Raw genomic sequence first — 24,709 nt, 5'->3', positions numbered from 1 at the left:
CCTCCTTCTTAAATCGTAATTTCACAATAAAACGATGCGTTGTCCGTCACATCTTCCGTAGTGATGGTGATAGATTTCATCCCGCTATGGGAACTGTCCCAATCCGCATCAAGGTCTTCCCGGCCGGAATTCCGGTGCCAGACAAAGCTGCTGGCCGGAAGGGTATCCGTGATCTCCTTATCCCACGAATACACCCGGCAGCGAAGGATGCTGCGCTGCCCCTTATCCCGGAAGATGTTCACCCCATCCACCACCAGTTCCGTCCGGTACATCTTTTGTGCATTGATCTGATCGACTTTTCCCGTAATCACCTCGATCTTGGAGGTCTGCCCTAACAGATCATCTTCAATAGAAGTGATATTCTGGTCTTGCTTCGCAGACTCAGAGGTTAGCCGTACACCTGCAGCCCCTATCGTGATGGTGTTGCCGGAGGGATTCAGATAATCCCTTGTACGGCTAAGACACAGATATGTCCCGTCAATCCCGTGCGGTTTGGAAATGCAGCGCACATACATCCTTGCCCGGATATCCCCGATATCTGCACCCGTATCGGACTCATCCACGATGGTCAGTTCCATGCTGGTGACACCTTTCACAAGTTCCGAGAGTCTGGCATTTGCTTTCCGCAGCAGGTTCCCTGCCAGCGTCACATCCTCCCAGATCTCGGTTGTCCAGATCCATCCGATTTCTTCCACCGCTTCCTCATCGTACACATAGTTCTTGCCATCGTTCACCGCCGTAATATCCAGCCGGGTGTCCGTCTCGGTTTCGTTGCCATCCTCATCGGTCTCCGTAAGTTTCGCCCCCAGTGGAATCAAGGCCGTCACCCGCTCCGTGTGGTCACGGGTAATCTTCACATCCGTGAGATTCTTGCCAAACTCCACGGTCTGCAGCGATCGGTCTGGAAAGTCCTCCAGATAATCCAGCACCTTCCCATTCTCGGTATAACGCACCTGCAGGTAGCCGCCATGCGTTTTGATCAGCTTGTTCTGTATGGCATCCATCGTTACGGAGTAATCAGAATTGCTGTAGCTGATATAGTCGTTGTTATCCGTCACTGTGACACTGCCAAGGGTGAACCGCTTTTTTTCTTCCACGGCTGCATTATGCACGGAGAGGAACTGCTCCAGCAGCCCACGGAGCGGCCCCTGATAGGAAAATGGTGGCTGCATGGTGTCCTTCAGATACGCAAGGCAGGACTCGCAGGTCCATGTGTGTGTATTATAAAAATCCGTCCCATCATCCAAGGCGCGCCCCTCAAATACCGTGAGAGCATCCTTTTTGCAGACAATGGTCGAAGCCATCGGCTGAATCGCAGAAAGATAGGGATGGTTGAACGGAGCAGAGAGGGTCAGGCTGTCAATATTCTCTGCATCCTCCTGCACCTTCGCCTCCGTGATGGAAAGCTGGGACAGGTGTGGATGATAAAATAACTGATCATCTACAAAAACTCGGAACAAGCTCATAAGCGTCCCTCCCGATACCGGAAGGCAGTCGTTCCTTCTCCCGTAATACTGACCGAGTTTTGCCCTTCCTGCAGTTCCAGTTCCGGGAACATCCATGTCCCGGCACTGACGGATTTTCGGAATACATCTTCACCGATACTCCAGCTCAGTGCTGTTTCTGCTGTCGTGACTACCGTAGGTACGACCGGCATATAGTCATTGTTCAGGATCGCCGTGCCGCCTCCCGTAATAGAAACTTCTGTTTCTTCCGTGTGATACCGGTAGGCATCCCCGTCTGAACAGGACAGCACCATCTGCCCCTTCCCAGTAAGGGGATCATAGGCTGGTTCCAATTCCAAGGTACCAACGGCATATAGCTCCGGCTCCTCACTAAGAATCACGTGGCACAGCTGCCCGGCATAGAGATTGGCAAGAACATCCTTCATCTGATTAAACTTTTCCCGGCTTCCTAACATGGACAAGGTAATAGAAAAGCTCCGGGGCTGGTAGGATACCCGCCCAAGAGCCTCAGTAAAACGGATCGGAGCATTGCGCCCCGGTACCACAACCGTATTGGTCTGTGACTGCGGCGTTGGAAAGTCAATCTCCTCCCGGAGCCAGCCTATCGCAAACATCCACAAATCATTGATTTTCACATCTGCCCTCATAGGCTCAGCCTCCTTTGCAGTTTCTGTGTTTTTCCAAGACCGCTGTCAATGGCAGGGAGCAGATGCCCCACCAGCGTCCCGTCATCCAGATACAGTCCCTTACAGCTGTTTTCCGCAATAATCGCCAGATATTTCTCCAAAGCACTGGTGTTCAGATAGCTGGAAATCATCTGGTCCAGCTGCTGGTAAAATCCCTTCAACGGAAGAACCGCTTCCCGGCCAGCCTCACCGCCCGCCATCAGGCTGCTGCCATTCATGCCAAAGATGGTCGGTTTCGTTAGGATACCGCCTTCCTTATACCAGTCAATCGACAGGTGGGGAACGCTCGGCGGAGCAAGGGATAACTTGCCCGTAATCTTGAAATGCGGCAGTTTGATCTTCGGCAGTTCCAGTTTCATGCCGGAGAAGAAGCCACTGATCTTATCCACGATCCCTTTGATCGTATTCTTTGCCGCTTCAATCGGCTTCGTAATGGCGGTCTTAATCCCATTCCACACCGTGGTGGCGGTACTTTTGATCCCGTTGAATACGGAAGTCACGGTACTCTTCACAGCATTAAACACACTGGAAACCTTGCTCTTGATGCCATCGACCACTGTGGAGATCACAGATTTGATCCCGTTCCACACCGTAGAAGCTACAGACTTGATGGCATTAAAGACGGAGGTCACTGTATTTTTGATGGCATTGACCACCGCTGATACTTTGCTGCTGATCGCATTCCAGATCGAACTGATCACGTTCTGAATGGCCCCCATAATGCTGGAGATCACACCGGAAATCGCAGACAGCACGGAACTGACGGTATTTTTAATCCCGTTCCAGACGGAAGTGACGATGTCTTTGCAGTTCTCCCAGATAAACCGGAAAGGCAGCGTGATGATGTCCACGGCACCTTGGATAATGGAACCGAGCAGCATCACGGCAGTCTGCACCACGTTGCAGATGCCGTTCCAGACATTCTGCAGGTGTGTCCAGAGGTTGGAAAACCACGTTTTCACGCTCTCGATCATAGTGCCGATCCCGGTACAGATGGTATTCCACAGGTTCCCGAACCACTCCGTAATGGCACCCCAGTTCTGGATGATGGCGATGATCCCGGCAATGGCTGCCGCTACCGCCGCAATCACAGCGATGATCGGCAGGAGGGAAATGTTCAGCGCCCCAACCGACACCGCCAGAGCCGCAATGACTGGGGTCAGCGCCGTAAAGGCTGCCAGCAGAGCCCCAAGGATGACGATAAAGTTCTGCACCGGCCCCGGCAGCTGCGCAAACCATCCGCTCACCGTCTGAATCACACTGACCAGCGGCGGCAGGATCGTATTGGCAATCTCCGCCAGCTTCTCTCCCAGAGGGACAAGGGACTGCTGCAGCTTCCGGGTGTTGGATTCCATCTCCTGCATAGGCGTGGTCGTTGCATCGAACAAGCCCTGTGCGGAACCTTTCACACTGTCATAAGTACTTCCCACCGAAGTCAGGGAAGTGATGAATTTCAGGTTCCCATCCTCGGCCATCGTTCCAAAAGCAAGAGCTGCAAGGTTTAAGGCTTCCTGCTGGTTCGTACACCCGGCAATATCCGCCACGATGGAGTCAATGACCTGTTTTTGCGTAGCGCCGCCATTCTGCCAAGAGGTAAACAATTCCTGTGTCTTTGTGGAGAACATCCCGATGGACTCCCCAATAGTGCCATCCACCAGACGGGTGGTGACCTCATTGATGGCATCGTTGACCTTGTCCAGGTTGTAAGCACCATTCTTCAGTCCGTTATCCAGAAGCTGAAAATATTCCGATGCGGAATATCCGGCCTGGGAGAACTTGCCTGCATACTCACTGAGGTTATCGCCCAGCTCATTTGTCTTATCCAAACCGTTCTGGGTGCCCACCACGATGTAGTCCATCGCCTCCTGGGCGGTCAGGCCGTACTGCTGCATGAGGGAATTGACACCCCGGAGGGTTTCATTCATGTCAATACCGTACAGTTCCTCCAGCGTAATCGCCTGCTGGGTAAGGTTGGTCAGATCCGTTTCACTTAAATCGCCAAGGTTCTTTTTGACCATCAGAACCGCATTGGCCACGGCATCCATGCTTTCCCCGACCCCGGAGGAGTAGACATTCTTGATCACTGAGGCAGATTGCTCTGCGGCTTTCCCGGTCTCACCAAAGTAAGCGTTCACCTTGGTCACGGCGTTCTCGGTATCCGTATAGGCATCCAGCGCCTTATTCCCGATCTCCTGGATCTTATCACCCACAGCAGACAGTTGATCCGCCGCTTGCATCAATGCAACGCCTTTTGTATTCTCCGCAATCTGACCTACGTCATCCGCTGTATTTTCCGCAGCGTTTCCGGCCTCTTTCAGCTGCTGGATCAAGTTTTGGATCGCCTGCCCATCATCCACGGTATCCAGAGCGTCCGTCAGCTGGCGGATATCGGCTTTCCCTCCTGTGGCAGACTTCCCGATCTTCTCAATGGCCGTCCGCAACTGATCAGAATTGGCAGTCCCGTTTTTTATAGCCGAGGTCAGCCGGGTGCCAAGGACATCTGCATAATCATCGACTTGCGTCCCAGTGGCAACGAACAGCTTTTCTAATCGTGCTGTGTTCTGAGAAAGGCTGTCCTGCTCTGTCTGCAGATCGGATAGGTCAGCCTTATATTTGTTCAGCTTGCCACGGGTTCCCTCAATCTCCCGCTGGAACGCCTGATACTTATCCGCCCCAATATCCCCACGGGCAAAAGCTGCGGCCACCTGCTCCTGTGCAGTTTCCAGAGCCGACAGCTTTTCTTCCGTCTGGCTGACTGCCTGTGCCAGCAGTTCCTGCTTCTGGGCTACCAGCACCGTATTAGAAGGATCGAGTTTTAGCAGACGGTTCACATCATTTAAGGCAGACTGCGTTTTCGTGATAGAAGAATTGACGTTCTTTAGTGCTTTATCAAGACCAGTAGTATCGCCACCGATCTCAATTGTGATGCCCTTAATCCGGTTCGCCACAACCCTCACCTCCTTAAAAATGGGCATGAAAAAATCCCGGATTGTCTCCGAGCATAAAAAAGCACCGATTATTTCTAACCGATGCTATGTAACATATTATATTTTACTTTCAACTGTTTTCTTCTGGTTTTAACTTTGCTTTTAGTAAAAAATAATTATCTGTAATAAATTTACAAGATACTTTTGCCGTCTGGCCATTTATCCCTACAGTCCAACCTGAAATATAGCCTGCCTTTTGTAAATATTCAGCATCATCTATTGGCATAATAAAATCTAATTCTGTTGAATTCGACTTATCCATCTCCTCACGAAATTCTTTTATATATACTTCGAATTTTGGCTCTAGCAATATAAAATTTTGTTTTGTTACCAAAGTTTGATTAAACTCAAATTTTTTTAATATATTTTTATTTCTGTATATATCATCAATATGCTTCTTAGCTATTTCCTTGTCATGGGTTAAGCGATTATTACACAAAATATTTTTGCATATTCCTTTTTGTGTAATAATCTCTTCCATTACAATATCCTTAATTTTATTTTTTATGTCTTCCGACCTTGATGGTTCTGCTATATACCTAAGCATATTATACTGATCCTCTGTCAAAATCATAAATGACCAATAAAAATCTATATATTCTTTTAAAAACAACCTATGTCTTCTAGGATCAAATAGGAATTTAATATTCGCCCAGCAATCCGACAATGCCTTGTACAAAGCGCAATATTTATCAAACCATTCCACAGAATTTTGATCAGTAAAGTGGCCGCAATGTTCAAACAAAGCAAGATCCGCACGCATAAATGCTTCCATGTCTTTTCTTCGGCTTTCTCCATAGCTCACTAAAGCTATCCCCAAAGATACTATAGCGCCGCCCCATATTCCAATTACTAAATTTGAAATAAACGTATGCCAATCATAACATGGGCTGCTTTGCTGCGGATTCCAAAAAAATATACATACTGTATATAATACTACGGAAAAAACACTTGCAACTAATGTGATATATATAGTATTTCTTTGAATTTTCACTATTACCACCTCACAAATATTTTCATAACGAAAAAGCTGATTAACCAACCTTTTCATGACTATAATTATACCAAGAAAAGGCTGGTAATTCAACGTATCTTAAAACTTGTCGAAGTCCTCCTGAGTAGCAAGTCTCTTATATTTCACGCCGTCATTGGATTTTTCCGTCCACATATCCAGAACCAGCCCAATCGTGAGCAGATCCAGATCCCGGATGGAAATTCCCAGTTCCACGCTTCGCAGAAGGAACAGCGGCGTGGTCATTTCCCGCTCACTTCTGCCAATCTTTTTTTTGACGTCACATCCGTCACAAGGTTCTCACCCCACAGTTCCAAAATCTGTGGCAGTACCTCATAAATGGAGAACATATCAAACTGATCCAGCCAGTCCTCAATCTTTGCCGGAATGCTGTTATCGGCATGATAGGCCATCACATAGGCCACGTTCTCAAAAATCTCCAGGTCCTCAATCTGCAATTCCTCACCATTTTCCGTCTTACCCTTATAGGATTTTTCCAGCTTGGACAGATCCTTGAAAATATCTCTTTTGAACTTTGCCCGGTACAGGCGGGGGATCGTGGCAGAGGAACGGAAGGGCACCTTTTTCCTGCTGATTTCTATCTCACGCTTAATCATACGCTTTCATCCTCTCCACTTATTTCTTCTGGTTCTTCTTCAGTTGGTGTGTACACTGCTTTATACCAATTCGTATAAGTACCGGAGTCTGTCGTGTCACCAGTACGCGCCTTGACCAGCCCATCGGAACGTGGATCAGCCGTAATCGACAAAGTCTCCGTTCCCGGTTCAATCGTATCTTCCTTCGTCTCCGATTCGATGGACGGGCGGGAGGCAGAACAGTTATACAGCACATGACGGATGGCATTCACATCGCCATCAAATTCAAAGAGCAGGGCAAATTTCACGCTCTCACCGACGCCGCTGTTTTCTACCAGCACGCCTTTTGCATCCAGTTTTTCCTGCAGAATCTCCGTGCGGAACCACTCCGGGATCAGGGCAATCTCCAAATCACCGCTGTAACCGTTGTTGGTCACACTACGGAAGTAAACGATTCCGTCCGCATAGAACGGGCTGGTTTCCCCCTCCGCATCCAAGCTGATACTCACTGCACCAGGAATTGCCTTTGGCTCCGCATACGAAAAGGCAGTCGTACCATCGGAATCCATCTCGGTCAGTTTCGCAGCATGGACATTTTTCAAGTTATACTTAACCTTGTTTCCCATGAAAATCATACCTCCATTTCAAATGAGTAGAGGACTTCATAGAGTTTTTCACTCTCGATCCAGACCTCTGTTTTGTCATAAAAAATACCGTGCGTATCCAGCACGGCTTCCAGCTTCTGCTCGACAGACAAATCTTTGCAGTCTGTGTACAGTTCGATATTCACACTGCTGACCTTCAGATAAACCTTCCCATCTGCGGAAAAGTTATCGCTCTGGGGCAGAAGGTAGCAAATGAACGGAGGATCAGGGGATTCCCCTTCCGCAAAATGGTCATACGCAAAGGGAATTCCTGTCTCCTCCAGAAGTTTTACCAAATCATCCATTTGTCAGGCTCCTCTCAATCTCACGCTCCAGCTGTTCAATTCCAGCCTCTTCTGCAGCAGCGATATGGGGCCTTGCTGCAACCCGGCCGCCACCGCGCTTCGCATGACCATACTCCAGCAGATGAGCAAGCTGATACCGGTTCCGTGAATGCACGGTTACCTGTAGGGCATTGGAATTTTCCTTTGTAGTCTTCATGGTCCAGCTTTTGGCATAGTCCCCGGTATCTCTTGGTGCGCTGGCTTCAATATCCTTCCGGACGGTTGCCGCCGCTTTCTTTACCGCGGATTTCATATCTTCTGTAGCCAAATCTGCATATTCTTCCAATTCCTCCATCACCGCTGCAGAAAGCTGGCTGATTGGAATTCCTCTACCCATCGCTACCGCCTCACTTTCTCACAGGACAGCTTGATGCTTTTGCGCCTGTAATTCATATGATCCACAGCGGCGATATTGTAAAGTTCCCCATTGAACTCTACACGGAAATGGGTATTGTCAATTTCAGCCGCCTTTTTGCACCAGCGGATCGTAAAATCAATGTAGGAGTCATCCACCACCATCCCTGCTTCGGTTTGTTCTTTCCCGGCCTCGCCGCTGGCGGTCGCATAACAGGTATAGAAAGGTTGCCATTCATTCCGACGGTTTCCGATGGCATCGGTGACCACCGTACTTTTTGATATGAAAATCCTGACATTCAACAGTTCAATTTTCATCAGAAAGCCTCCTTCCTTGAGCCAAACAGGAGGGAACGGATTGTCAGAGCCAAATCATGATGGTCCGCTTCCTCCCGGTGTTCATAGAAATATGCGGCTGCATACATGATAGCAACTTTTACGGTCTCATCCTTTTCCAAATCCGCTGTTTCATCGGCCCGGAGAATATCCCGGCAAAGCTGCTCGGCAGATGCTATAAAACCCGTAATCAACTGGTCTTCATCTTCATAATCAACCCGAAGATACTGTTTCATCTCTTCCAGCGTTACCACCATCATCCTCACCTCCAACAGGGAGGAAGGGCATAGATTCTATCCTTCACGCCCTTCCATATCTATCTGTGTCCTTAACCTGCAGATCCAGCCTTCTGCGCCAGTACCTTCACGGCTTCAGAAAGGATCAGCTTTCCGTCCACTCTCTGAGAGCCAAGGAAACCTACCTGACCGTTTGCCGCATACAGCTCGTTCAGCCGCTTAAAGGAACGGCCCTGGCGGTCTGCAATCCAGTAATAAGAGAAATCACCAAAAGCGATGGTCTTCGCCCCGGCCGCAATGGCAGGCATATAAGCAGAGGTTTTCACCGGCCGGCCAAGGATCGTATCCGGCGTACCGGCTACCAGGGACGGTTGCCACAGGTACTGGCCGTTATTATCCTTCAGCTTACGGATGGCTTTGATGGTGGAGTCATTCAAAATCCACACCGCATTTTTTCGGTACGGGGATTTCAGAGAATAGAACAGATCCATCAATTCATCCGCTGTCACCGCAGTAGCGGATGCAGCCGTCACACCAGTTTCCGCACCGCCAGAGGCAGCCAGGATTCCCAGAGGCTTTCCAGTACCGTCCCCGGTAAAGAAGGCTTCCTCCTCTTTGGTTCCGATCCTTCTCGCAAACTCCCTGGCAATATAGGACTCCAGGTCAAATACACTGTCATTTAACAGTTCCTCGGAAACCTTGATCATCGTTCCCAGCTTGTAGGCTCCAATGGATACCTGCGCAAAGGAGTCATCGCTTTCCGTGTAGGCTCCTTCTTCATCGATCCAGGAGGCAGTTCCCTTAGATGCCACCACCGGGATCTTCCGGTCGCCGCTGGAGGTCTGGATCACCTTTGCAAGCTGGCGGAAGATGTTTTCTTCTTCCAGCGCCTCTACCAGAGTACGCTCATATTCATCCGGTACCAGATAACCTCCCTCGGAATCCGTCCCGATCTGCAGCGCATTCACCACAGAAGGCATCGGTGCTTTGGAACGCATCATGTTCCAAAAGTTTGTACGGTACTCATCCGCCGCACGGCCAGTCTTGGCATCTTCCTTGCCGTTCATAGGCTTACCCGTCAAGGGCTTGTTCACCGGGCGGTTCAGTTCTGCATCCAGTGCCTCCTGGCGTTCCAAACGGGCGATCTCCTTGCCCAGGTCAGTGATCTCCTGCTCCATGCGGGTGTAGGCGGCGTCATCCTCGGCGGACAAGACGCCTTTATCGTTTCTATGGGAATCCAGAAATGCTTTTGCAGCTTCCCAGGCTTTGGCGCGCTTCTCGCGCAGTTCAAGAATCGTCATTGTGGTATCCTCCTTAATTTTTCAAAAGATTGAGCCGCTCATAGAGACTGTCTACGGAGCGGCCCTTGGGTTTGGAATCTTCAATTTTCTTAGGGTTAGTCCTGCACTTGGCTGCGATCTTATCCACGAGGGAGTTGACCACAGCTGCTTTGGAATACAGCATGGACACCGCAGGCGGCTCCATGTCCTCCGGAATCTCCGCCCGTGCCAGGACATCATCGGCAAAGCCAAGCTCCACCGCCTTGTTCGCGTCCATCCAGGTTTCCGCATCCATGAGGTGGGACAGCTTGGCACGGGACAGCCCGGTCTTGATCTCATAGGCGTTGATGATGGAATCCTTCACGCTTGAAAGCATCTCGATGGCTTTCTGCATTTCTGCGGTATCACCCATGGCCACGGTCATAGGATTGTGGATCATCATCATGGACACCGGCGATACCAGCACACGGGTCCCTGCCATAGCAATCACGCTTGCAGCGGATGCTGCGATGCCGTCAATCTTGACCGTGACATTGTGCGGATAGTCCATCAGCATGTTATAGATCTGGGCAGCCGCTACGCAGTCGCCACCGGGGCTGTTGATCCAGACCGTGATGTCTCCGCTTCCGCCCATCAGTTCCTCTTTAAAAAGCTGCGGCGTGACGTCATCGTCAAACCAGCTTTCCTCGGCGATGGTGCCGTTCAGGAACAGCGTCCGTTCCGCCGGAGCTGTTTCCGCCTGGTTCTTCCACTTCCAGAACTTCTTCATCGGGGTTTTCCTCCTTTCCGTCATCGCTAACTTCGGTATTTGCAAAAGCCCCGGCGTTTCCAAGCGGGAGCATATTGCCATTGATCAGGTACAAGTCTCCGCCTTCCTCGGCAGGGATGCGGTCCATGTTCTCCAGTTCCCGGATGTCGTTGGCGCTCATCCAGCCGTTCTGCCTTGCCGTAGCGTAGCCGGTCATCCTGCTGGCATAATCGCCCCGGAGCAGCCCCTCCACATTGAACTTGGCAAAATAACTCTTCTTTTCCTCCGGGGAAAGCAGTATCCTCTGAATGGACTGCTCCCATCGCACCAGCCAGGGTTCCAGCGTGTATTTCACGAACTCCAGAGACTGCTGCTCAATATTAGAAAAGCTCGACTTCTCCAGGTCGCCCACCATGTGGGGCGGCACCCGGAAAATTCGAGCAATTTCATTGATTTGAAATTTTCTGGTTTCCAAAAACTGTGCCTGTTCCGGCGAGATGCCAATCGGCGTATATTTCATTCCTTCCTCTAAGACAGCGATCTTATTAGCATTACCGCTGCCTCCAAAGGTGGACTGCCAGCTTTCCCGGACACGCTGCGGGTCTTTGATGGTACCCGGATGCTCCAGGACACCGCCAGGGGCTGCACCGTTTGCAAAGAACTTCGCCCCATATTCCTCACAGGCAATCGCCATACCGATGGCGTTCTTTGCCATAGCGATAGGGGAATACCCCACCAGCCCGTCAAAACCAAGCCCTGGGATATGCAGCACATCGGAAGGATTCAGCCGGACAAGACTGCCTTTGACCGTAGGCGCATCATCCATGCTGACAGTGTATTCGTAATAAAGCTGTCCATTGCTGTCACGATTCACCGTCATCCGGTCCGGCATCAGCGGATAGAGAGCAATCACTTCACCTTTTCCGTTGCGGATAATCTGTGCATAAGCATTGCCCCACAGCAAAAGATGGGTCATGAGCGTCTCCCGGAACACGAAGGAACTCATCTCCGGGTTTGGTTCGTCATGCAAGAGCAGATACAACGGATGGTCAATGGCTTTCTCCTTGCCTCCGTCCTCCTTATAGTGGTAAAGGTGCAGAGGAAGACCTGCCACTGCTTCTGCCAGGATGCGGACGCAGGAATACACCGCCGTCATCTGCATAGCAGACCGTTCATTCACCCTCTTGCCCGCAGTGCTTCCTCCGAAGAAAAAGCTGTAAGCGCTGCCCGTAGTGCGGTTCTGGGGCTTATCCCTGGAACGGAAAAGCCCGGAAAAGATACCCATATCGAATCACCGTCCTTTCAGATAAACAAAAGGCCCCGGCTGTCATAAACCGAAGCTCCCATATCATTTCCACATCGGATCGCACGGTCAAGCCCCATGATGGTAGCGATTGCGCCGTCAATTTTCTCTGTGGATTTTTCCTTGTCCGCTTTGATATTGCCTGCCGGGTCGCTACGGATGAAGATGTTATCCATCATCCACCGCAGCACTGGGTGTCCGCCGTGGGCAATTTTCTCCTCCAGCACCAGCTTCATCAGTTCCTTGGTCGGCGGGGACATATCCTTAAAGCCTTGCCCGAATGGGACTACCGTAAAGCCCATGCCCTCCAGGTTCTGCACCATCTGCACAGCGCCCCAGCGGTCAAAGGCGATTTCCCGGATATTGAACCTCTCGCCCAACTGTTCGATGAATTTCTCGATATAGCCGTAATGAACCACATTGCCCTCGGTAGTCATCAGCGTCCCTTGGCGCTCCCACAGATCATAGGGGACATGGTCTCGCCGGACACGAAGGTCGAGAGTTTCTTCCGGTATCCAAAAGTATGGCAGGATGTAGTATTTATCCTCCTCATCCAGCGGCGGGAACACCAGCACGAAAGCCGTGATGTCCGTAGTGGAGGACAAATCCAGACCGCCGTAGCAGACGCGCCCCTCCAGATCGTCCTCAGAAACCGGGAAGGCGCAGGCGTCCCACTTGTCCATCGGCATCCAGCGGACGGACTGCTTCACCCACTGGTTCAGCCGGAGCTGCCGGAAAGCGTTCTCCTCACCGGGGTTCTGTTTCGCAGATTCACAGGCCGCTTTGACCTTGTCGATGCCCACCGTGATACCGAGGGAGGGATTGGCCTTTTTCCACACCTTGGGGTCTGTCCAATCCTCATCCTCTGCCGCTCCGTAAATGACAGAGTAAAAAGTGGGGTCAACCTTCCGGCCTTCCGCTATGTCGATAGCTTTCTGGTGTACCTCGTAACAGATAGAGTTGGTATCGTTACCTGCTGTGGTGATCAGAAAATACAGCGGCTGCATCCTGGCGTCCCCGGAGCCTTGGAGCATGACGTCAAAGAGCTTTCGGTTGGGCTGGGTATGCAGCTCATCAAAAATCACACCGTGTGTATTGAAACCATGTTTGTTGGCTACATCTGCCGACAGCACCTGATAGGAGGAATTGGTGGGCAGATAGGTGATCTTCTTCTGGGATTCCAGGATCTTTACCCGCTTGGAAAGCGCTGGGCAGAACCGCACCATATCCACAGCCACATCAAACACAATCTTTGCCTGGTTACGGTCGGCGGCACACCCATACACCTCGGCCCGTTCCTCGCCGTCCCCACACAGGAGCAGGAGCGCCACAGCGGCGGCAAGTTCCGACTTGCCCTGTTTCTTGGGGATCTCGATATACGCTGTATTGAACTGACGGTAGCCATTAGGCTTTAACACGCCGAACAGGTCACGGATGATCTGTTCCTGCCAGTCGATCAGTTCAAAGGGCTTTCCCGCCCAGGTACCCTTTGTATGACAGAGAGACTCGATGAACATCACCGCATAATCGGCGGCGTCTTTATCGTAGTGCGAGGTCTTCGCCATGAACTTTGTGGGCTTGTATTTCTTCAGCTTTCGCATAGACACCACCTCCCGAATGGCATAAAAATAAGCCGCATTGCTGCGACTTTCAAAATGGTTCTGTACGAGAGAAAGAGCCATGCGGCTCGTTCTCTGTTGGTTTTCTTTACTGCTGCATCGCCCAGGCGATGGCGTGGCCGTCATCCTCGAACTCAACCCCGCTGGCTGCTCTCAGCCCGATCATCCCTTCGCAGGTGTGATCATCGGTAAGGAACTCGTATGCTGCGCCGAAGTAGCAGGGCTTGTTTCTCCCGTTGTAGTAGTATCCGGCAAGAAGAACCTTGTCTCCAAAATTCAGCGTTTTGCCGTCCATGCCTGAGAACCGCATCTCCAAATCCTCGGTTGTTGTGGGGTTCGGCAGTCTGTACTTTTTCATCGCTTCGTTGATCGTCATGATTTTACCCTCCGTGTCCTGCGCCGTTTTTTAAATGCCCTTGCCCCAAGAAAAGCCTTTTTCGGCTCTCTTGGAAATCATCATCTTCCGGAGCTCCATGAACTGCTCGTAGCTGATGCGGTAGGCGCTGTATGCGCGGCAAATGCTAATGTGGGCATCTTTGAGGTCCTTCTCAGTCTTGATGTTCTCAACCTGTGTTCTAAAGGCGTTGTAGGCTTTCATGTTGGCGTCCTCCGTTTTCTTTGTTTTCCCTTTCGGTGTGTACATATTCGCTCTAAAAGCACATATTATCAAGTCAATTCTGAGCATAATCTGCACAAAGATGGGAGGAACAAATTGTGTATATCACTCCTGTGTATGACGGTGGATCGTCTCGATGATCTGTTCCTGTTCAGATGGCTCCACACCGATGGACTGGAGCGCCTGCCGGGTGCCGCAGTCTGGGCAGATGAACGTTTTGTTGTCCTCCCGTGAAAGCGCCGGAACGCCATGGTAGGTTCTGCCACACAGTGGGCAAACCGCTATCCGGATCACATTATCCTTCATATCCGCATACCTCCCTGCATTTGTCGTAAGCGTCAACCAGAATGTTTTTGTCGAAGCAGAAGGTATCATACCCTTCCAAGCAAGTCCTCATGTAGAAATTACTCGGAATGCCAATCGGCCTGTCCTCATGCATGATGTAGGCAAAGGCCGTCACCGTCCTGCGCTTCCCCGTGCGGATGCCTTTGTACTGAAGTTTAATGTCCCGCTTGTAATAGAAATTGGGGAATCCCTCGTAGCGGTCGAGGGCGGCTTCATCGGTCGCCGTCACCTCCCAGATCACCACAGGGACCGTACCGCCTTCGCTTTTCTCGATGGTCAGGTAGGAGCCGGTCTTACTCCCCTTAAAAAGCAGTTCCCAGCCCTTAAGATTTGCCGTACCGAGGATTGTGGCGTGCGGGCAGCGCATCCGCATCTGACCAACATTGAGGTTACTTCCATAAGCAATGTAATATCTCTTCATCTTTCAAGCACCCCTTTCTGCCCAAGCCACCAGCCTTGAACCCTCTTCTTCCGCATTTGCGGTAAATCTGTCCATTTCTGCCTTGTCCATGAAATACTTTAGGAACGGGATGCCTTTCGCCGTTTCGTACATCGCCTTAACGGTATATCCCATTCTCCTCATTTTCGCAGTATCCTTAATTGTCAAATGCATATCCGCATCTCCTTTCCGAAGGGATCACCCTTCTACCACCTTAAGACCGCCGAGGCGGTCAAGGGTAAGGTGGCAGGAGGCTAACTCCTGCGTGTCCTTCAAGCGGCTGCTCTACCGTGCCGGAAGGCTGTGTCCCCAGAAAGATTGCGGGTCAGAAAATCTCTGGCCGTTGCGAACTCCTCGCCGATGAAGCCCAGGCGGAGGAGCCAGGTGCGCATGGCGTATTTGGGGTTCTCGTTCTGCTGGGGCTTAGGGCTTGCCGTCCGCACATCCTTTGCCATTTGGCTTAAGGCCAGGCAAAGCTGGATGTAGCTTTTAAGCTGCCCCGCGTGGATGCCGCCCCTGCGCTCGGCTGTCGGCTCATCAAACTGGAAGAGCCGGAACTCGACCGTGCCTTTGGTAAAGGTGGCGTGGAGGTTGAGCATATGGTAGCGGCTGTCGTTGTAATGGTGGTTTCTTCCGTAGCTTGCGCCGTTGCTGTTGTACCAGATGTCTGCAAGCTGTGACATTGTGCGGGGCTTCCTGCGATTGACCTGCTCCAAAAACTGTGGGTCTACCGTGCGGCAGTAACGGTTCATGCGGCCCCGGTCAAGTTTCAGTGCCTCGGCGATCAGGCTTTCATGGCTCGCCATAATATTGGCAAGGTTCCGAAGGCTCTGCGGCGTGTGCCCCTGCGCTCCGATGTGGATGTGAACTCCACAGCCACGGCTGGCGTCGCTTTTCGCTCCGGCATGTCTGAGCTGCCTGCAAAGCTCCTGCAGGGTTTCGATGTCGCCGTAGGTCAGGATCGGGGTGACCAGTTCGCATTCCTGTTCTTCCGGTCCTGCGATGGAAACGTCCTTCTGGAATTTCCACTCGCGTCCCTGACTGTCCCATGCGCTCCAAGTGCTGTACCCGTTGCGGCCGGCAGTGTTCTCATATCTGCCTGTGCCGAAGTAGGTGGCGGCAACCTTCGCAGCCTTCTGCCGGGTGATATTGTTCATTTCCACCTCAACCCCGATAGTCTGCGTTTTCATCTCTGCAATCTGCCTTGCTGTTTTCTCATTCATTCTGAAATCCTCCGTTTTTTCTGCCCTGCGGCTGTGTGTTTTCCCTTTCGGTGTACACATATTCGCTCTAAAAGAGGATAATAGCAAGTTAATTCCGCACTATATATTACACAATGATTCCGGGCAGAATTTGTGTGTTTTACAGCTTATTTTTATTTCCAAAACCTGCTGCCGTAAGCTGAACCCCCAGCCGGAACCCATCCTTAAAGCCCTCCAGGATCTGATGGCTTTCCAGTTCAGAACGGTTATCCATGAGCCGCTCAAGGATCTTTTTCCCGTCCTCATCCAGTAGCTGTGTCAAATGCTCTGTATCCCGATAAACCTGCTCACTGCATTGTTCCATCTCAGGAGTCTTATCATTCCGGTTCTCCCATGGCACAATCCTGCCAAAATAGAGCTGCTCCAAAATATCCTGTTCCATTGCTCATTCCTCCTCATCCGTACAGAATGCTTTCCCCAATTTCAATTCCGTATATATTTTCATGTACCGATTTTGCTCACTGCCTTCGGAGTTCATCATTGCGTGAAAGAAAAACTGCTCTGCCTCCGCACGGCTGTACCATTCTTTGGTTCTGCCATAACAAACTGTTTTGACCACAGGAATTTTCCGGACAATATCCTCCCCATAGACCACGTTCAGGCCACTGCCATTATCCCAGCGCATAAGGAGGAAACCGGTGTCATCCACACCTTTGACGGTGCCTTTTGTACCGGCAGGCGGAGCCTGCACATCATCCATCTGCACCAATTCCACACGGGTGCCGGCGGGATATTCCCGGCGGATGCTTTCCACAATCTCTCTACTTGGAAACTTCATGGTTCACACCCCCATCCTTGAAAGCCGAGGACCCGGTCAGATTCTTCAGCAGGATCTTGCGCTCCGCTTTATATTCGCTGCCGATAAATCCCAACCGCAGCAGAAAACAGCGGAATGCGTATTTCTCATTCTCCACCGGTTTCTCAGTCGCTGTTACCCGCTTGGCATTCCTGCTCATCTCGCAGAGTGCGGAAATGAAGTGGGTGTAGGCTTTAGCAGCATCGGAATCGGGCAGTTCCTCGAACCAAGGAAACGCCACCCGGTCCTCCATGATTTCAAAGGAAAGCTCGCTGATCCCCAAAGCTTTCCGTATCAGTTTGCCCTTGGCTTCCAGCAGCTTAGTAAGATTGCCCAACGATACCTTATCAAGCGGGATTTCCACCGTAAGCCCCACGTTCGCCTCCTGTGGCTCGTTTTCACTTGCCTTGGATAATTCCTCTGCCCTTGCGTTAAGCCATGCCTGTGCCATTTCTGCGGGTGCTGCAACGATCCCCCGGTCAGCAAGCTGCTCCAGCAGGTTTTCCACCTCCCCGCTGTCGGCCCGGTCATCAAATTCCAGCGTACCTTCTTTCGTTACTGTAAAGTAGCCGATTTCGTAAGCGGCGCTCGGCATTCCTTTGTACTGCGGCCTGACCTCCAGGATTTCCCCGATGGCTGTTACCAGCGCCTTCCTTTCCGCTCCTGTTCTGTGAAATTCAATTCGCATTCCCTGTACCTCCTTGTTTTTCGGTACTACATTAATCACTCTAAGCAGCGGAAATAGCAAGCGAATCCGGCACAAAATATGTCACAACAAAAATTCCGGGAATTGTGAGTAGTACACAATGCCGGAAAGCACGAAATAGACGTTGGGGAGCGCCACGCCGTTGCCCCACATTTTATATTCTGCGCTGTCGGAGTGGGGATTTTTCAGCCACTTGATGATCTGGTTCCGGCTCTTGGGTCTGGAGGACTTCCCCATGACGGAGCGGTGTATCTCAAACACCTCTGTCCAGAACTCGATCTCCTCCTCAGACGGCTCATCGGTTTCAAGCCCGGTGCACCACCAGTCCGGGAACCCCTGCAGCCTTGCGCACTCGGTGGGCATCAGCCTGCGTACAATGTATTCCGGCTCTGTCTCGTTCACTACAGGCGGGTCTTTATAGTCCCTTGCCATCAAGGTCGGGGACTGTTCCTTAAGCATCTGGGTGTAAGTGCCGGTGGTCATGCAGTAGGCTACGGCGTGACGATCAGCAGCATCCAGCGTAAAGGATACATCCTCATTCACGCCGCTGCCCTGGGGACCGTTCTTTTCCGCCCTGCCAATCATGGAACCCTGCAGGGCCACCACGGCCATGCCTCCCTGATTGCAGGTAGGATTTCCGCCGTTCGCATCCAGGCATCTGGAAGTTTCCGCTTCGTAGAAGCCGCTCTTGGGATTCTCGGATTTCATGGCGTTGCTGTCTTTAGAGCAGATGCCATATACTTTGACCGCCAGTTCATTACACCGGGTCTCGCCCACATCGCAGGTATTCAGTGTGTTCGCCACATCGGAGGCTTTCCACTGCGGTTCTTCATCGGGAGAGTGGGGCCGGGTACCTTTCACAAACGGCACGAATACCGTCTGGTCGTTGTTGCAGCCAAGCGTAGCGGATTTGTTATCCTGGATCAGTGCACCTTTGCCGCCGCCCTCACAGCCAGAGCGGATCTTCAGCGTCTTGGGTGTCTCCACCACAAAGGGCTGGTTGTTTCCGCCTGTGCCATAGGTAGACATAACCGTGGGGGCTGTCTCCAGCGGGCCGGTGTATCTGGTGTCCTGGCTATGGTTTTCATAAACCGCCGCCGGCACCGTACCGGTACGGAGAGTAGGCGAGGTCTCCTCCTCATACCCGATGCCCCTGGCCTGTGCGGAATGCTCGGTACAGAAACCGGCTGCCCCCATCACGCAGGGAGGATGCCCGTGGTTTTCTGCCCGGAGCGTTGCCGCAACGTCCTCCGTCACATCCATGCGGCTGCCGCCCTGGTCGTTTAAGCAGACGCAGCCTGACGCTCCAGCGCCTTCCGCAAAAGTTCCGGCAGTTCCTTGCCACGGGCGGAAGCCCTGCGGAGTATACCCAGACACGCCTTCGGACTCAAATAGTATTTTTCCGGCACTCCCGCCTGCAAAATCTGCGACAAGGTAGATACGTTTTCTGCGCTGGGGAACTCCCCAGTACTGCGCATCAAATACCCGCCATGCGAGACTGAAATCGTCTGCCATGATCTCCCCGGCGTTTGCCCATCTCTCAGGTCGAGGAGTATGAATTTCGTATCCTTTGACCGAGCAGACCTCTTCGAGGACGGACTGGAAGTCCGCGCCCTTGTTGGAACTGAACGCGCCAGGGACGTTCTCCCAGACGATATACCTCGGATATTTTCCATCGGTTGCACACCTCATTTCTTTTACAATCCGTATTGCCTCATAAAAGAGGTTACTCCGTGAGCCGCCAAGCCCGGCTCTTTTCCCGGCAATGCTCATATCCTGGCAGGGCGAGCCGAAGGTGATGATGTCCACCGGCTCTACCTCTGCGCCGTCCATCCGGGAGACATCGCCGTAATGCTTCATAAAAGGCAGCCGCTTTGTGGTCACCCGGATGGGGAACGGCTCAATCTCCGATGCCCAAACGGGGGTAATGCCGGAGAGCAAGCCGCCCAGGGGGAAGCCGCCGGAGCCGTCAAAGAGGCTGCCGAGGGTCAGTTTGTCATGGATCATTGACAACACCCCCATCCCAGAAATCAAAAAATGCGCTGTTCTGCGAGAGTTCCGCATAACGCGCACATTTTCCAGCGACTTTTCTTTCAATCCAATCCGGTGCTTTTCCAGTATCGTTATATCTCCCATACTGTCCAAACATACAAAGCATTCCAATATTCCGCGCTTTTACTGCATCTTCAAAGGTATCAAAATAGCCAAGGTGTATCTCTTGCTGGCAGATTTTTATTCTTGCCCGGAATTTGCGCCTTGGCGGATAATAACTCACGCCACTGACACCGGAAGTATTATTTTTCTGCAGCGGCTGGTTCATCTGGTTCTGCTGATGTGTACAATAACGGATATTGCACCTGCGATTGTCAAATGTGTCCAGATTTATATGGTCTATTTCATAGCCTGGCCTGTGTTCAAACAGATAATCATGGAGGGTTCGTCCCTTACAGTCAATCACATAATATTGGCTGCCATTTCCTTTGCTGCCCAGATAAAATTTAACTGTACGAATCTTTTCGACCATATCGGCATCTATCACAAAAATCTGACCGCTTGCCAGTTCCCCATAGGCTACAAGGCCGTCTTCAGAAAACCGATATTTTACATTACTCATCTGCAATTACCTCCGCCATATCAAGTGCCTGTTCGTAGGTATGTTCCTTTCCATCCCGGATCAACAGCACACCATCCGCACTGTTGCCATGCTGGTTCATGTAACGCATAACTGCCACATCTACAAACTTTGGTTCCAGTTCCACCCCATAACAGATCCGCCCGATCTGGTCACAGGCAATCAGCGTGGATGCTGAACCCAGAAACCCATCCAGTACGATTCCATTTACCTGTGTGCTTTGCTGTATCAGATACGCAATGAGAGGAACAGGTTTACTGGAAGGATGACCATGTCCGTCCTCTTTTGAATTCTTGATTCCATCAAATTCAAAGACGGCTTTCTGTTTCTGGTCTCCATACCACTTGTGCTTTCCATCCTTTCTCCAGCCAAAGATGATCGGTTCCATGTTGAACTTCCAGTCTGTCCGCATCAGCGGAGCCCTGGGCTTTTTCCAGATGAGTCCGGCGCCGACCTTGAACCCGGCATCCTCAAAGGCGTCATAAAACACACGCGCTTTCATAGTGGCGTAAAATTCATAGATAGAAGCGTCAATGGCCATGGCATCTTTGAAGTTCGTAAATGCTTTCATGAGGAACTCGTAGGCCTGGGCATCCTCCAGATCGTCGTTTGCGATCCGCCCGGACTGGCTCTCCAGTTTAACAAAATACGGGGCGTCCGTGCAGACCAGGTTGACCTTCGTGTCTCTAAGAAGCAAACGGAACGTCTCCGGGTCTGTGGAATCCCCGCAGATGACGGTATGTTTTCCAAGCCGCCAGATGTCACCTGCTTTGGAAAAGCAGGGCTTCTCCAGTTCCGCTTCCACATCGAAGTCATCTTCCTTCGCCTCATCATCTGTACCAAACAGGTCTGCCAGTTCCTTTTCATCAAAACCGGTCAGCAGGGGATCAAAGTCCATACCCTGCAAGGACTCAATCTCCACCCGCAGAAGTTCCTCATCCCATCCGGCATCCATCGCCATGCGGTTGTCCGCAATGATATAGGCTTTCTTCTGCGCTTCCGTCATTTCATCCACAAAAACGCACGGAACTTCTTTGTATCCTTCTGCCTTTGCGCCGATAAGACGTCCGTGTCCTGCCAGAACGTTGTAATCTCTATCAACAATAATCGGATTTACAAATCCAAACTCCCGTAAAGAAGCCCGAAGCTTGTTTATCTGCTCCGGGCTGTGTGTCCTTGCATTATTGATATATGGGACAAGCCGATTAATATCAACCAACTGGAATTCTGTAATTGTTTTATGTTCCATGCTGCACCTCCTTCGGCAGAATTGTACGGATTCTTTGGACGATTTTTGAAATAGTCGAATGTGAAACATTATTTATCCGCCCTAATTCGCACATAGACATTCCGAAATGCTCATACAGAATATATAATGTGAGCCAGTCTGCTAACGGTATGGCTAATTCATGTTTGGCGGCATGCGGATCAAACAATCCCGTACTAATCGCATGAGCATTATTTTCAGCAACTGTACACCATTCGAGATTTGAGAGGGCATTATTCTGTTTGTTGCCATCTTTATGGTTTACTACAAGATTTTGCCTTTCTCCAATCCACGCATTTAGCATCATTCTATGTGCCTTAAGATGTTTTTTGATTCCATCTATCGTGATGCGATACGTAACATAGCCATACTTATCGATTGATCCGTTTAGTTTCATTATCCTGTATTTTTCAACTAAATTTCCTGCCTTGGAATACTGTCTGTGACAAATTGAATAGAAGTTCCCGTAGCGATCACAAACATAACAATCGTTCTCTGGGCAAAAATGATAATCATCCACACCGAGAGTCTTCATCTGTTCATCAACCCAAATTAATGCTCCTTCCGAATGAGATGTAGTTTTCATCGCACCAGCCCCCATTCCGCAAATTTCTCAAAACCGCCAAGGATCTGGATGTATCTCCGGGCCGTCTCCACGATCTCAGCGTAGGGAACACCGTCCACTGTATCATCCCCGATGGCGCAGCACAGTTCCACTGGCTTTCCGGTTTCCTGCGCTTTGAGCCAAGCGTAGATGTTCACAGACACATCCGCTTTGGAGAGGTCTTTCCCATGAAGCCCGCCGCCCGTCACCGAATCGGCCATGTCGCTACCCAGTTTCCGATTGGTGGCGCCTGCGTCCACATCCGTGCCGCCTGTCCAGTCGCCCAGGGGATTGACCTCGGCGCCCGGATACCGCTTCTGCAGCTTGGCGGCAGGGGCATGGCTCTGGCAGAGGGTCAGCCTTGCTTCATCAATGATGTACTTCCCATCTGTGGGGTAAGTGTGATACACACTTTTTGCAATCTCACAGAGAACTTTCTGCTCCTCCGTGACCGGCATCCCCTTAAAGATACCGTTGTCGCCGCAGCGGATTCCTTCCGCCTGGTTATCGGCGAGGCGTCCGTCCTGCGGGACTTCCACATAATCTGTGTGCAGATTCCCGCCGATACGCTTCACAATGGCATCCACCTCATCCAGCGGGATGTGTACGGAACTCTCCGCAATGATGTGGCAGACGCCGTGGCCGATGAGGACTTCCACGGCGATCCTGGGATTTTCCTCTTTCCTATACGCCGCATCCACCAGAGCGCCGGCGATACGGTCCGCCACCTTATCCGGGTGGCACGGATTTACTTTTTCAAACATAGGTTTCACCCCTTCCTTGCGCGGAGCAGGCGCTCCATCAGATCGTCCTGGGGAGAAACCTCCCCGTAATCGGTGCTGCAGTTTTCTTTCACGATTTGGAAAATCTCGTTCCAGAGCCGCACCGCCTGGTTCATATAGTTGATGCCGATATTGATGAACGGAGACGGGATTGGCTTCTGGGTGGTCGGGTGCTTGGATAGGAAGCCCATACGGTTAGTCATCTCCTCGCACTGAATCCACCGGGCGGAGCACATAGCATACCGTTCTAATAGCTGGGGAGACACTTTCGCCGCACAGCCCACCTTTTTCAGCCACTCCCAGGTTTCCGTGTATATCTCCTCCGCCTGGAGCGTACTCCCGTCACGCTGCTCGGCAGAAAGGAATTCATGGGGCTTTGGCATATCGACACCCTCGACTTCGGGAATATCCAGCACTTCCAGCCTGCGTCCGCCCGGATTGCCATTCTCGGCTTTTTCCTTGACCGCAGACTTTTTTCTTCCCGCACCGGGTCTTGCACCGCCGCGCCCGCCTGTGTTGTTGGATTTTGTCGGCATTTTCTCACCCCTTTCCTCGAAAAGTAAAGCAGCCGCAGCCGGCCACCCTTTATTACCCTTTTGATTTCGCCTTTTTCGCACGCGAGCCCCCGCGCCCGTTCCCCGGCCGCTCTGCCGTAGAGATTTTGACCGCCCTTGGGGCCTTTAGTGATTGTGCCAGCGATCCCCACGTTCTGCATGAATTTTCGCATGACAAGAAGAACATAAGGACATAAGATTTGTTTCGCTGTGATCACCGCCCTCTGCCAGAGGCTTGATGTGATGCACCTGCTCCGCTTTTACGAGCCTGCCTTCCCGTTGGCACCGCTCACAAAGCGGGTGCGCATTCATGTACCGGTCACGGATGCGTTTCCATGCCCGTCCGTACCTGCGCTTGGCTGCCGGGTCCCGGTCATACTTTTCGTACCGTTGATTCTCCAGCTTTTGATGTTCCTCACAGAACCTGCCATCCGTCAGCTTGGGACAGCCGGGGTAGGAACACGGCCGCTTTGGTTTCCTTGGCATCGGCTCACCTCCTCCGGGCATAAAGAAAGCCCCACAGGATTTCTCCCATGAGGCTGGCTGTCTTTATGCAGTTTTCGATGTTACTATCGTACCATGTCCAAATGGAAACTTCATCTCACAGAGTGGACATCAGGCTTTCCCAAACAGGAGGATGGTCAGGCGCTCCAGCGCCCGGTTCTTCCTGCGGTATGCGGAAGCCCGTTCAATCTGGAAATAGTCTGCCACATCGTCAGCGGCATTACTTCCGTACTGGTTGTCCTCACCATAGAACGCTTCCAGCACATACCGTTCATCCTCTGTCAGTTCTTTCCAGGCTGGGACGAACCACGCCATGTATTCCACCGCCTGCCGGTATCGTTCCTTCAAAACATCGATCTCCTCAATGCCCTTGACGATCCTCTCCTCTGAAGCCTGCGGATTATGGCTGCGGGGCATCCCGTCAAGCTGCGGGCTGCTGATGCCTTCCATTTTCTCATAGGCTCTTTTGATTTCGTCATCCGTGTGGCCGATAATAAATTTCATGCTGCCGAAATCCTTCAAGGCGTCCACAGCCGCCGACCGTTTATCAAGATACTTCCAGATAATGCTCATACCCGGTACCTCCAATCA

Annotated in this window: 31 protein-coding genes and 1 pseudogene; all 32 read right to left on the bottom strand. The window is 51.4% G+C overall.

Going from position 1 to position 24,709, the window contains the following annotated elements; all coding sequences use genetic code 11:
- Positions 1–8 precede the first annotated feature (8 nt).
- Positions 9–1,466, bottom strand: a complete 1,458-nt coding sequence (locus B5E53_RS10785) for a phage tail protein (RefSeq protein ID WP_087314890.1) — start codon at positions 1,464–1,466, stop codon at positions 9–11.
- Positions 1,463–2,113 carry a hypothetical protein gene (locus B5E53_RS10780; RefSeq protein ID WP_087314888.1) on the bottom strand — a complete coding sequence of 217 codons (651 nt, stop codon included), beginning with the start codon at positions 2,111–2,113 and terminating at the stop codon, positions 1,463–1,465. The genes B5E53_RS10785 and B5E53_RS10780 overlap by 4 nt, the downstream gene beginning before the upstream one ends.
- The gene (locus B5E53_RS10775) at positions 2,110–5,100 is read right to left on the bottom strand and encodes a phage tail tape measure protein (RefSeq protein WP_087314886.1); all 2,991 of its coding nucleotides are present in this window, start codon (positions 5,098–5,100) and stop codon (positions 2,110–2,112) included. The genes B5E53_RS10780 and B5E53_RS10775 overlap by 4 nt, the downstream gene beginning before the upstream one ends.
- Positions 5,101–5,209: 109 nt before the next feature.
- On the bottom strand, positions 5,210–6,133 hold the full coding sequence (locus B5E53_RS10770; RefSeq protein ID WP_140401482.1) for a hypothetical protein: 924 nt from the start codon (positions 6,131–6,133) through the stop codon (positions 5,210–5,212).
- 99 nt (positions 6,134–6,232) lie between these two features.
- Positions 6,233–6,397, bottom strand: a complete 165-nt coding sequence (locus tag B5E53_RS19520; protein ID WP_171027895.1) for a hypothetical protein — start codon at positions 6,395–6,397, stop codon at positions 6,233–6,235.
- Complete coding sequence (locus B5E53_RS10765; RefSeq protein WP_087314882.1) at positions 6,394–6,768, bottom strand: hypothetical protein; 375 nt, start codon at positions 6,766–6,768, stop codon at positions 6,394–6,396. Before B5E53_RS10765 ends, B5E53_RS19520 begins: the two co-directional genes overlap by 4 nt.
- A complete protein-coding gene (locus B5E53_RS10760) occupies positions 6,765–7,373 on the bottom strand; it encodes a major tail protein (protein WP_087314956.1) in 609 nt (202 codons plus the stop codon). The genes B5E53_RS10765 and B5E53_RS10760 overlap by 4 nt, the downstream gene beginning before the upstream one ends.
- 5 nt (positions 7,374–7,378) lie before the next feature.
- Positions 7,379–7,696, bottom strand: coding sequence for a hypothetical protein (locus B5E53_RS10755; protein WP_087314880.1), 318 nt, complete (start codon positions 7,694–7,696; stop codon positions 7,379–7,381).
- Complete coding sequence (locus tag B5E53_RS10750; protein ID WP_087314878.1) at positions 7,689–8,072, bottom strand: HK97 gp10 family phage protein; 384 nt, start codon at positions 8,070–8,072, stop codon at positions 7,689–7,691. Before B5E53_RS10750 ends, B5E53_RS10755 begins: the two co-directional genes overlap by 8 nt.
- A 2-nt stretch (positions 8,073–8,074) precedes the next feature.
- Positions 8,075–8,407: a phage head closure protein gene (locus tag B5E53_RS10745; RefSeq protein ID WP_087314876.1), complete on the bottom strand. Its 333-nt coding sequence runs from the start codon at positions 8,405–8,407 to the stop codon at positions 8,075–8,077.
- The gene (locus B5E53_RS10740) at positions 8,407–8,685 is read right to left on the bottom strand and encodes a head-tail connector protein (RefSeq protein ID WP_343215636.1); all 279 of its coding nucleotides are present in this window, start codon (positions 8,683–8,685) and stop codon (positions 8,407–8,409) included. Before B5E53_RS10740 ends, B5E53_RS10745 begins: the two co-directional genes overlap by 1 nt.
- 68 nt (positions 8,686–8,753) lie before the next feature.
- Positions 8,754–9,962 carry a phage major capsid protein gene (locus B5E53_RS10735; RefSeq protein ID WP_087314874.1) on the bottom strand — a complete coding sequence of 403 codons (1,209 nt, stop codon included), beginning with the start codon at positions 9,960–9,962 and terminating at the stop codon, positions 8,754–8,756.
- A gap of 13 nt (positions 9,963–9,975) precedes the next feature.
- Positions 9,976–10,710: a head maturation protease, ClpP-related gene (locus B5E53_RS10730; protein ID WP_087314872.1), complete on the bottom strand. Its 735-nt coding sequence runs from the start codon at positions 10,708–10,710 to the stop codon at positions 9,976–9,978.
- Positions 10,613–11,974 carry a phage portal protein gene (locus B5E53_RS10725; protein WP_087314871.1) on the bottom strand — a complete coding sequence of 454 codons (1,362 nt, stop codon included), beginning with the start codon at positions 11,972–11,974 and terminating at the stop codon, positions 10,613–10,615. Before B5E53_RS10725 ends, B5E53_RS10730 begins: the two co-directional genes overlap by 98 nt.
- 17 nt (positions 11,975–11,991) lie before the next feature.
- Positions 11,992–13,593 (bottom strand): terminase TerL endonuclease subunit, encoded by a 1,602-nt coding sequence (locus B5E53_RS10720; RefSeq protein WP_204245517.1) that lies wholly within the window; start codon positions 13,591–13,593, stop codon positions 11,992–11,994.
- A gap of 106 nt (positions 13,594–13,699) precedes the next feature.
- Positions 13,700–13,987 (bottom strand): hypothetical protein, encoded by a 288-nt coding sequence (locus tag B5E53_RS10715; RefSeq protein WP_087314869.1) that lies wholly within the window; start codon positions 13,985–13,987, stop codon positions 13,700–13,702.
- A 30-nt stretch (positions 13,988–14,017) separates the two neighbouring features.
- Positions 14,018–14,209 (bottom strand): hypothetical protein, encoded by a 192-nt coding sequence (locus B5E53_RS10710; protein ID WP_087314867.1) that lies wholly within the window; start codon positions 14,207–14,209, stop codon positions 14,018–14,020.
- Between the two features lie 123 nt (positions 14,210–14,332).
- The gene (locus B5E53_RS10705) at positions 14,333–14,533 is read right to left on the bottom strand and encodes a hypothetical protein (protein WP_087314865.1); all 201 of its coding nucleotides are present in this window, start codon (positions 14,531–14,533) and stop codon (positions 14,333–14,335) included.
- Positions 14,523–14,993, bottom strand: a complete 471-nt coding sequence (locus B5E53_RS10700) for a gamma-glutamylcyclotransferase family protein (protein WP_087314863.1) — start codon at positions 14,991–14,993, stop codon at positions 14,523–14,525. Before B5E53_RS10700 ends, B5E53_RS10705 begins: the two co-directional genes overlap by 11 nt.
- A gap of 3 nt (positions 14,994–14,996) precedes the next feature.
- On the bottom strand, positions 14,997–15,185 hold the full coding sequence (locus B5E53_RS10695; protein WP_087314861.1) for a hypothetical protein: 189 nt from the start codon (positions 15,183–15,185) through the stop codon (positions 14,997–14,999).
- Between the two features lie 98 nt (positions 15,186–15,283).
- On the bottom strand, positions 15,284–16,234 hold the full coding sequence (locus B5E53_RS10690; RefSeq protein ID WP_087314859.1) for an amidoligase family protein: 951 nt from the start codon (positions 16,232–16,234) through the stop codon (positions 15,284–15,286).
- 139 nt (positions 16,235–16,373) lie between these two features.
- Positions 16,374–16,655 (bottom strand): DUF6809 family protein, encoded by a 282-nt coding sequence (locus tag B5E53_RS10685; RefSeq protein WP_087314857.1) that lies wholly within the window; start codon positions 16,653–16,655, stop codon positions 16,374–16,376.
- A gap of 180 nt (positions 16,656–16,835) precedes the next feature.
- A pseudogene (locus B5E53_RS20135) lies at positions 16,836–17,051 on the bottom strand (DUF4314 domain-containing protein); the annotation flags it as partial.
- Positions 17,035–17,757, bottom strand: coding sequence for a virulence protein (locus B5E53_RS10675; protein ID WP_087314853.1), 723 nt, complete (start codon positions 17,755–17,757; stop codon positions 17,035–17,037). The gene B5E53_RS10675 and the pseudogene B5E53_RS20135, both read right to left, overlap by 17 nt.
- An 81-nt stretch (positions 17,758–17,838) precedes the next feature.
- Positions 17,839–19,782: a DNA (cytosine-5-)-methyltransferase gene (dcm, locus tag B5E53_RS10670; protein WP_087314851.1), complete on the bottom strand. Its 1,944-nt coding sequence runs from the start codon at positions 19,780–19,782 to the stop codon at positions 17,839–17,841.
- Entirely contained in the window at positions 19,772–20,389 is a 618-nt protein-coding gene (locus tag B5E53_RS10665; protein WP_087314849.1) for an HNH endonuclease, read from the bottom strand. The genes dcm and B5E53_RS10665 overlap by 11 nt, the downstream gene beginning before the upstream one ends.
- On the bottom strand, positions 20,382–21,656 hold the full coding sequence (locus B5E53_RS10660; protein ID WP_087314847.1) for a DNA methyltransferase: 1,275 nt from the start codon (positions 21,654–21,656) through the stop codon (positions 20,382–20,384). Before B5E53_RS10660 ends, B5E53_RS10665 begins: the two co-directional genes overlap by 8 nt.
- Positions 21,646–22,260, bottom strand: coding sequence for an HNH endonuclease (locus B5E53_RS10655; protein WP_087314845.1), 615 nt, complete (start codon positions 22,258–22,260; stop codon positions 21,646–21,648). Before B5E53_RS10655 ends, B5E53_RS10660 begins: the two co-directional genes overlap by 11 nt.
- A complete protein-coding gene (locus tag B5E53_RS10650) occupies positions 22,257–23,042 on the bottom strand; it encodes an S-adenosylmethionine synthetase N-terminal domain-containing protein (RefSeq protein WP_087314843.1) in 786 nt (261 codons plus the stop codon). Before B5E53_RS10650 ends, B5E53_RS10655 begins: the two co-directional genes overlap by 4 nt.
- A gap of 5 nt (positions 23,043–23,047) precedes the next feature.
- Positions 23,048–23,596 carry a P27 family phage terminase small subunit gene (locus B5E53_RS10645; protein ID WP_009269271.1) on the bottom strand — a complete coding sequence of 183 codons (549 nt, stop codon included), beginning with the start codon at positions 23,594–23,596 and terminating at the stop codon, positions 23,048–23,050.
- Between the two features lie 144 nt (positions 23,597–23,740).
- A complete protein-coding gene (locus B5E53_RS10640) occupies positions 23,741–24,100 on the bottom strand; it encodes an HNH endonuclease (protein ID WP_087314841.1) in 360 nt (119 codons plus the stop codon).
- Positions 24,101–24,229: 129 nt separating this feature from the next.
- On the bottom strand, positions 24,230–24,691 hold the full coding sequence (locus B5E53_RS10635) for a hypothetical protein (RefSeq protein ID WP_087314839.1): 462 nt from the start codon (positions 24,689–24,691) through the stop codon (positions 24,230–24,232).
- Positions 24,692–24,709: the final 18 nt, after the last annotated feature.

The organism is Eubacterium sp. An11 (genome assembly GCF_002161065.1).
Lineage (GTDB): Bacteria > Bacillota > Clostridia > Lachnospirales > Lachnospiraceae > Anaerobutyricum > Anaerobutyricum faecale.
This window is presented reverse-complemented; position numbering and strand designations above follow the sequence as displayed.

What these genes read in the sequence shown, in the direction of transcription:
- B5E53_RS10715 (WP_087314869.1), bottom strand. Translation starts at nt 13,987, where the DNA reads ATGACGATCAACGAAGCGATGAAAAAGTACAGACTGCCGAACCCCACA.
- B5E53_RS10655 (WP_087314845.1), bottom strand. Translation starts at nt 22,260, where the DNA reads ATGAAAACTACATCTCATTCGGAAGGAGCATTAATTTGGGTTGATGAA.
- B5E53_RS10675 (WP_087314853.1), bottom strand. Translation starts at nt 17,757, where the DNA reads ATGCGAATTGAATTTCACAGAACAGGAGCGGAAAGGAAGGCGCTGGTA.
- B5E53_RS10730 (WP_087314872.1), bottom strand. Translation starts at nt 10,710, where the DNA reads ATGAAGAAGTTCTGGAAGTGGAAGAACCAGGCGGAAACAGCTCCGGCG.
- B5E53_RS10760 (WP_087314956.1), bottom strand. Translation starts at nt 7,373, where the DNA reads ATGGGAAACAAGGTTAAGTATAACTTGAAAAATGTCCATGCTGCGAAA.
- B5E53_RS10740 (WP_343215636.1), bottom strand. Translation starts at nt 8,685, where the DNA reads ATGATGGTGGTAACGCTGGAAGAGATGAAACAGTATCTTCGGGTTGAT.
- B5E53_RS10650 (WP_087314843.1), bottom strand. Translation starts at nt 23,042, where the DNA reads ATGTTTGAAAAAGTAAATCCGTGCCACCCGGATAAGGTGGCGGACCGT.
- B5E53_RS10690 (WP_087314859.1), bottom strand. Translation starts at nt 16,234, where the DNA reads ATGAATGAGAAAACAGCAAGGCAGATTGCAGAGATGAAAACGCAGACT.
- B5E53_RS10645 (WP_009269271.1), bottom strand. Translation starts at nt 23,596, where the DNA reads ATGCCGACAAAATCCAACAACACAGGCGGGCGCGGCGGTGCAAGACCC.
- B5E53_RS10635 (WP_087314839.1), bottom strand. Translation starts at nt 24,691, where the DNA reads ATGAGCATTATCTGGAAGTATCTTGATAAACGGTCGGCGGCTGTGGAC.
- B5E53_RS10705 (WP_087314865.1), bottom strand. Translation starts at nt 14,533, where the DNA reads ATGAAGGATAATGTGATCCGGATAGCGGTTTGCCCACTGTGTGGCAGA.
- B5E53_RS10780 (WP_087314888.1), bottom strand. Translation starts at nt 2,113, where the DNA reads ATGAGGGCAGATGTGAAAATCAATGATTTGTGGATGTTTGCGATAGGC.
- B5E53_RS10665 (WP_087314849.1), bottom strand. Translation starts at nt 20,389, where the DNA reads ATGAGTAATGTAAAATATCGGTTTTCTGAAGACGGCCTTGTAGCCTAT.
- B5E53_RS10785 (WP_087314890.1), bottom strand. Translation starts at nt 1,466, where the DNA reads ATGAGCTTGTTCCGAGTTTTTGTAGATGATCAGTTATTTTATCATCCA.
- B5E53_RS10745 (WP_087314876.1), bottom strand. Translation starts at nt 8,407, where the DNA reads ATGAAAATTGAACTGTTGAATGTCAGGATTTTCATATCAAAAAGTACG.
- B5E53_RS10755 (WP_087314880.1), bottom strand. Translation starts at nt 7,696, where the DNA reads ATGGATGATTTGGTAAAACTTCTGGAGGAGACAGGAATTCCCTTTGCG.
- B5E53_RS10685 (WP_087314857.1), bottom strand. Translation starts at nt 16,655, where the DNA reads ATGGAACAGGATATTTTGGAGCAGCTCTATTTTGGCAGGATTGTGCCA.
- B5E53_RS19520 (WP_171027895.1), bottom strand. Translation starts at nt 6,397, where the DNA reads ATGACCACGCCGCTGTTCCTTCTGCGAAGCGTGGAACTGGGAATTTCC.
- dcm (WP_087314851.1), bottom strand. Translation starts at nt 19,782, where the DNA reads ATGATCCATGACAAACTGACCCTCGGCAGCCTCTTTGACGGCTCCGGC.
- B5E53_RS10710 (WP_087314867.1), bottom strand. Translation starts at nt 14,209, where the DNA reads ATGAAAGCCTACAACGCCTTTAGAACACAGGTTGAGAACATCAAGACT.
- B5E53_RS10765 (WP_087314882.1), bottom strand. Translation starts at nt 6,768, where the DNA reads ATGATTAAGCGTGAGATAGAAATCAGCAGGAAAAAGGTGCCCTTCCGT.
- B5E53_RS10660 (WP_087314847.1), bottom strand. Translation starts at nt 21,656, where the DNA reads ATGGAACATAAAACAATTACAGAATTCCAGTTGGTTGATATTAATCGG.
- B5E53_RS10640 (WP_087314841.1), bottom strand. Translation starts at nt 24,100, where the DNA reads ATGCCAAGGAAACCAAAGCGGCCGTGTTCCTACCCCGGCTGTCCCAAG.
- B5E53_RS10695 (WP_087314861.1), bottom strand. Translation starts at nt 15,185, where the DNA reads ATGCATTTGACAATTAAGGATACTGCGAAAATGAGGAGAATGGGATAT.
- B5E53_RS10720 (WP_204245517.1), bottom strand. Translation starts at nt 13,593, where the DNA reads ATGCGAAAGCTGAAGAAATACAAGCCCACAAAGTTCATGGCGAAGACC.
- B5E53_RS10725 (WP_087314871.1), bottom strand. Translation starts at nt 11,974, where the DNA reads ATGGGTATCTTTTCCGGGCTTTTCCGTTCCAGGGATAAGCCCCAGAAC.
- B5E53_RS10700 (WP_087314863.1), bottom strand. Translation starts at nt 14,993, where the DNA reads ATGAAGAGATATTACATTGCTTATGGAAGTAACCTCAATGTTGGTCAG.
- B5E53_RS10750 (WP_087314878.1), bottom strand. Translation starts at nt 8,072, where the DNA reads ATGGGTAGAGGAATTCCAATCAGCCAGCTTTCTGCAGCGGTGATGGAG.
- B5E53_RS10735 (WP_087314874.1), bottom strand. Translation starts at nt 9,962, where the DNA reads ATGACGATTCTTGAACTGCGCGAGAAGCGCGCCAAAGCCTGGGAAGCT.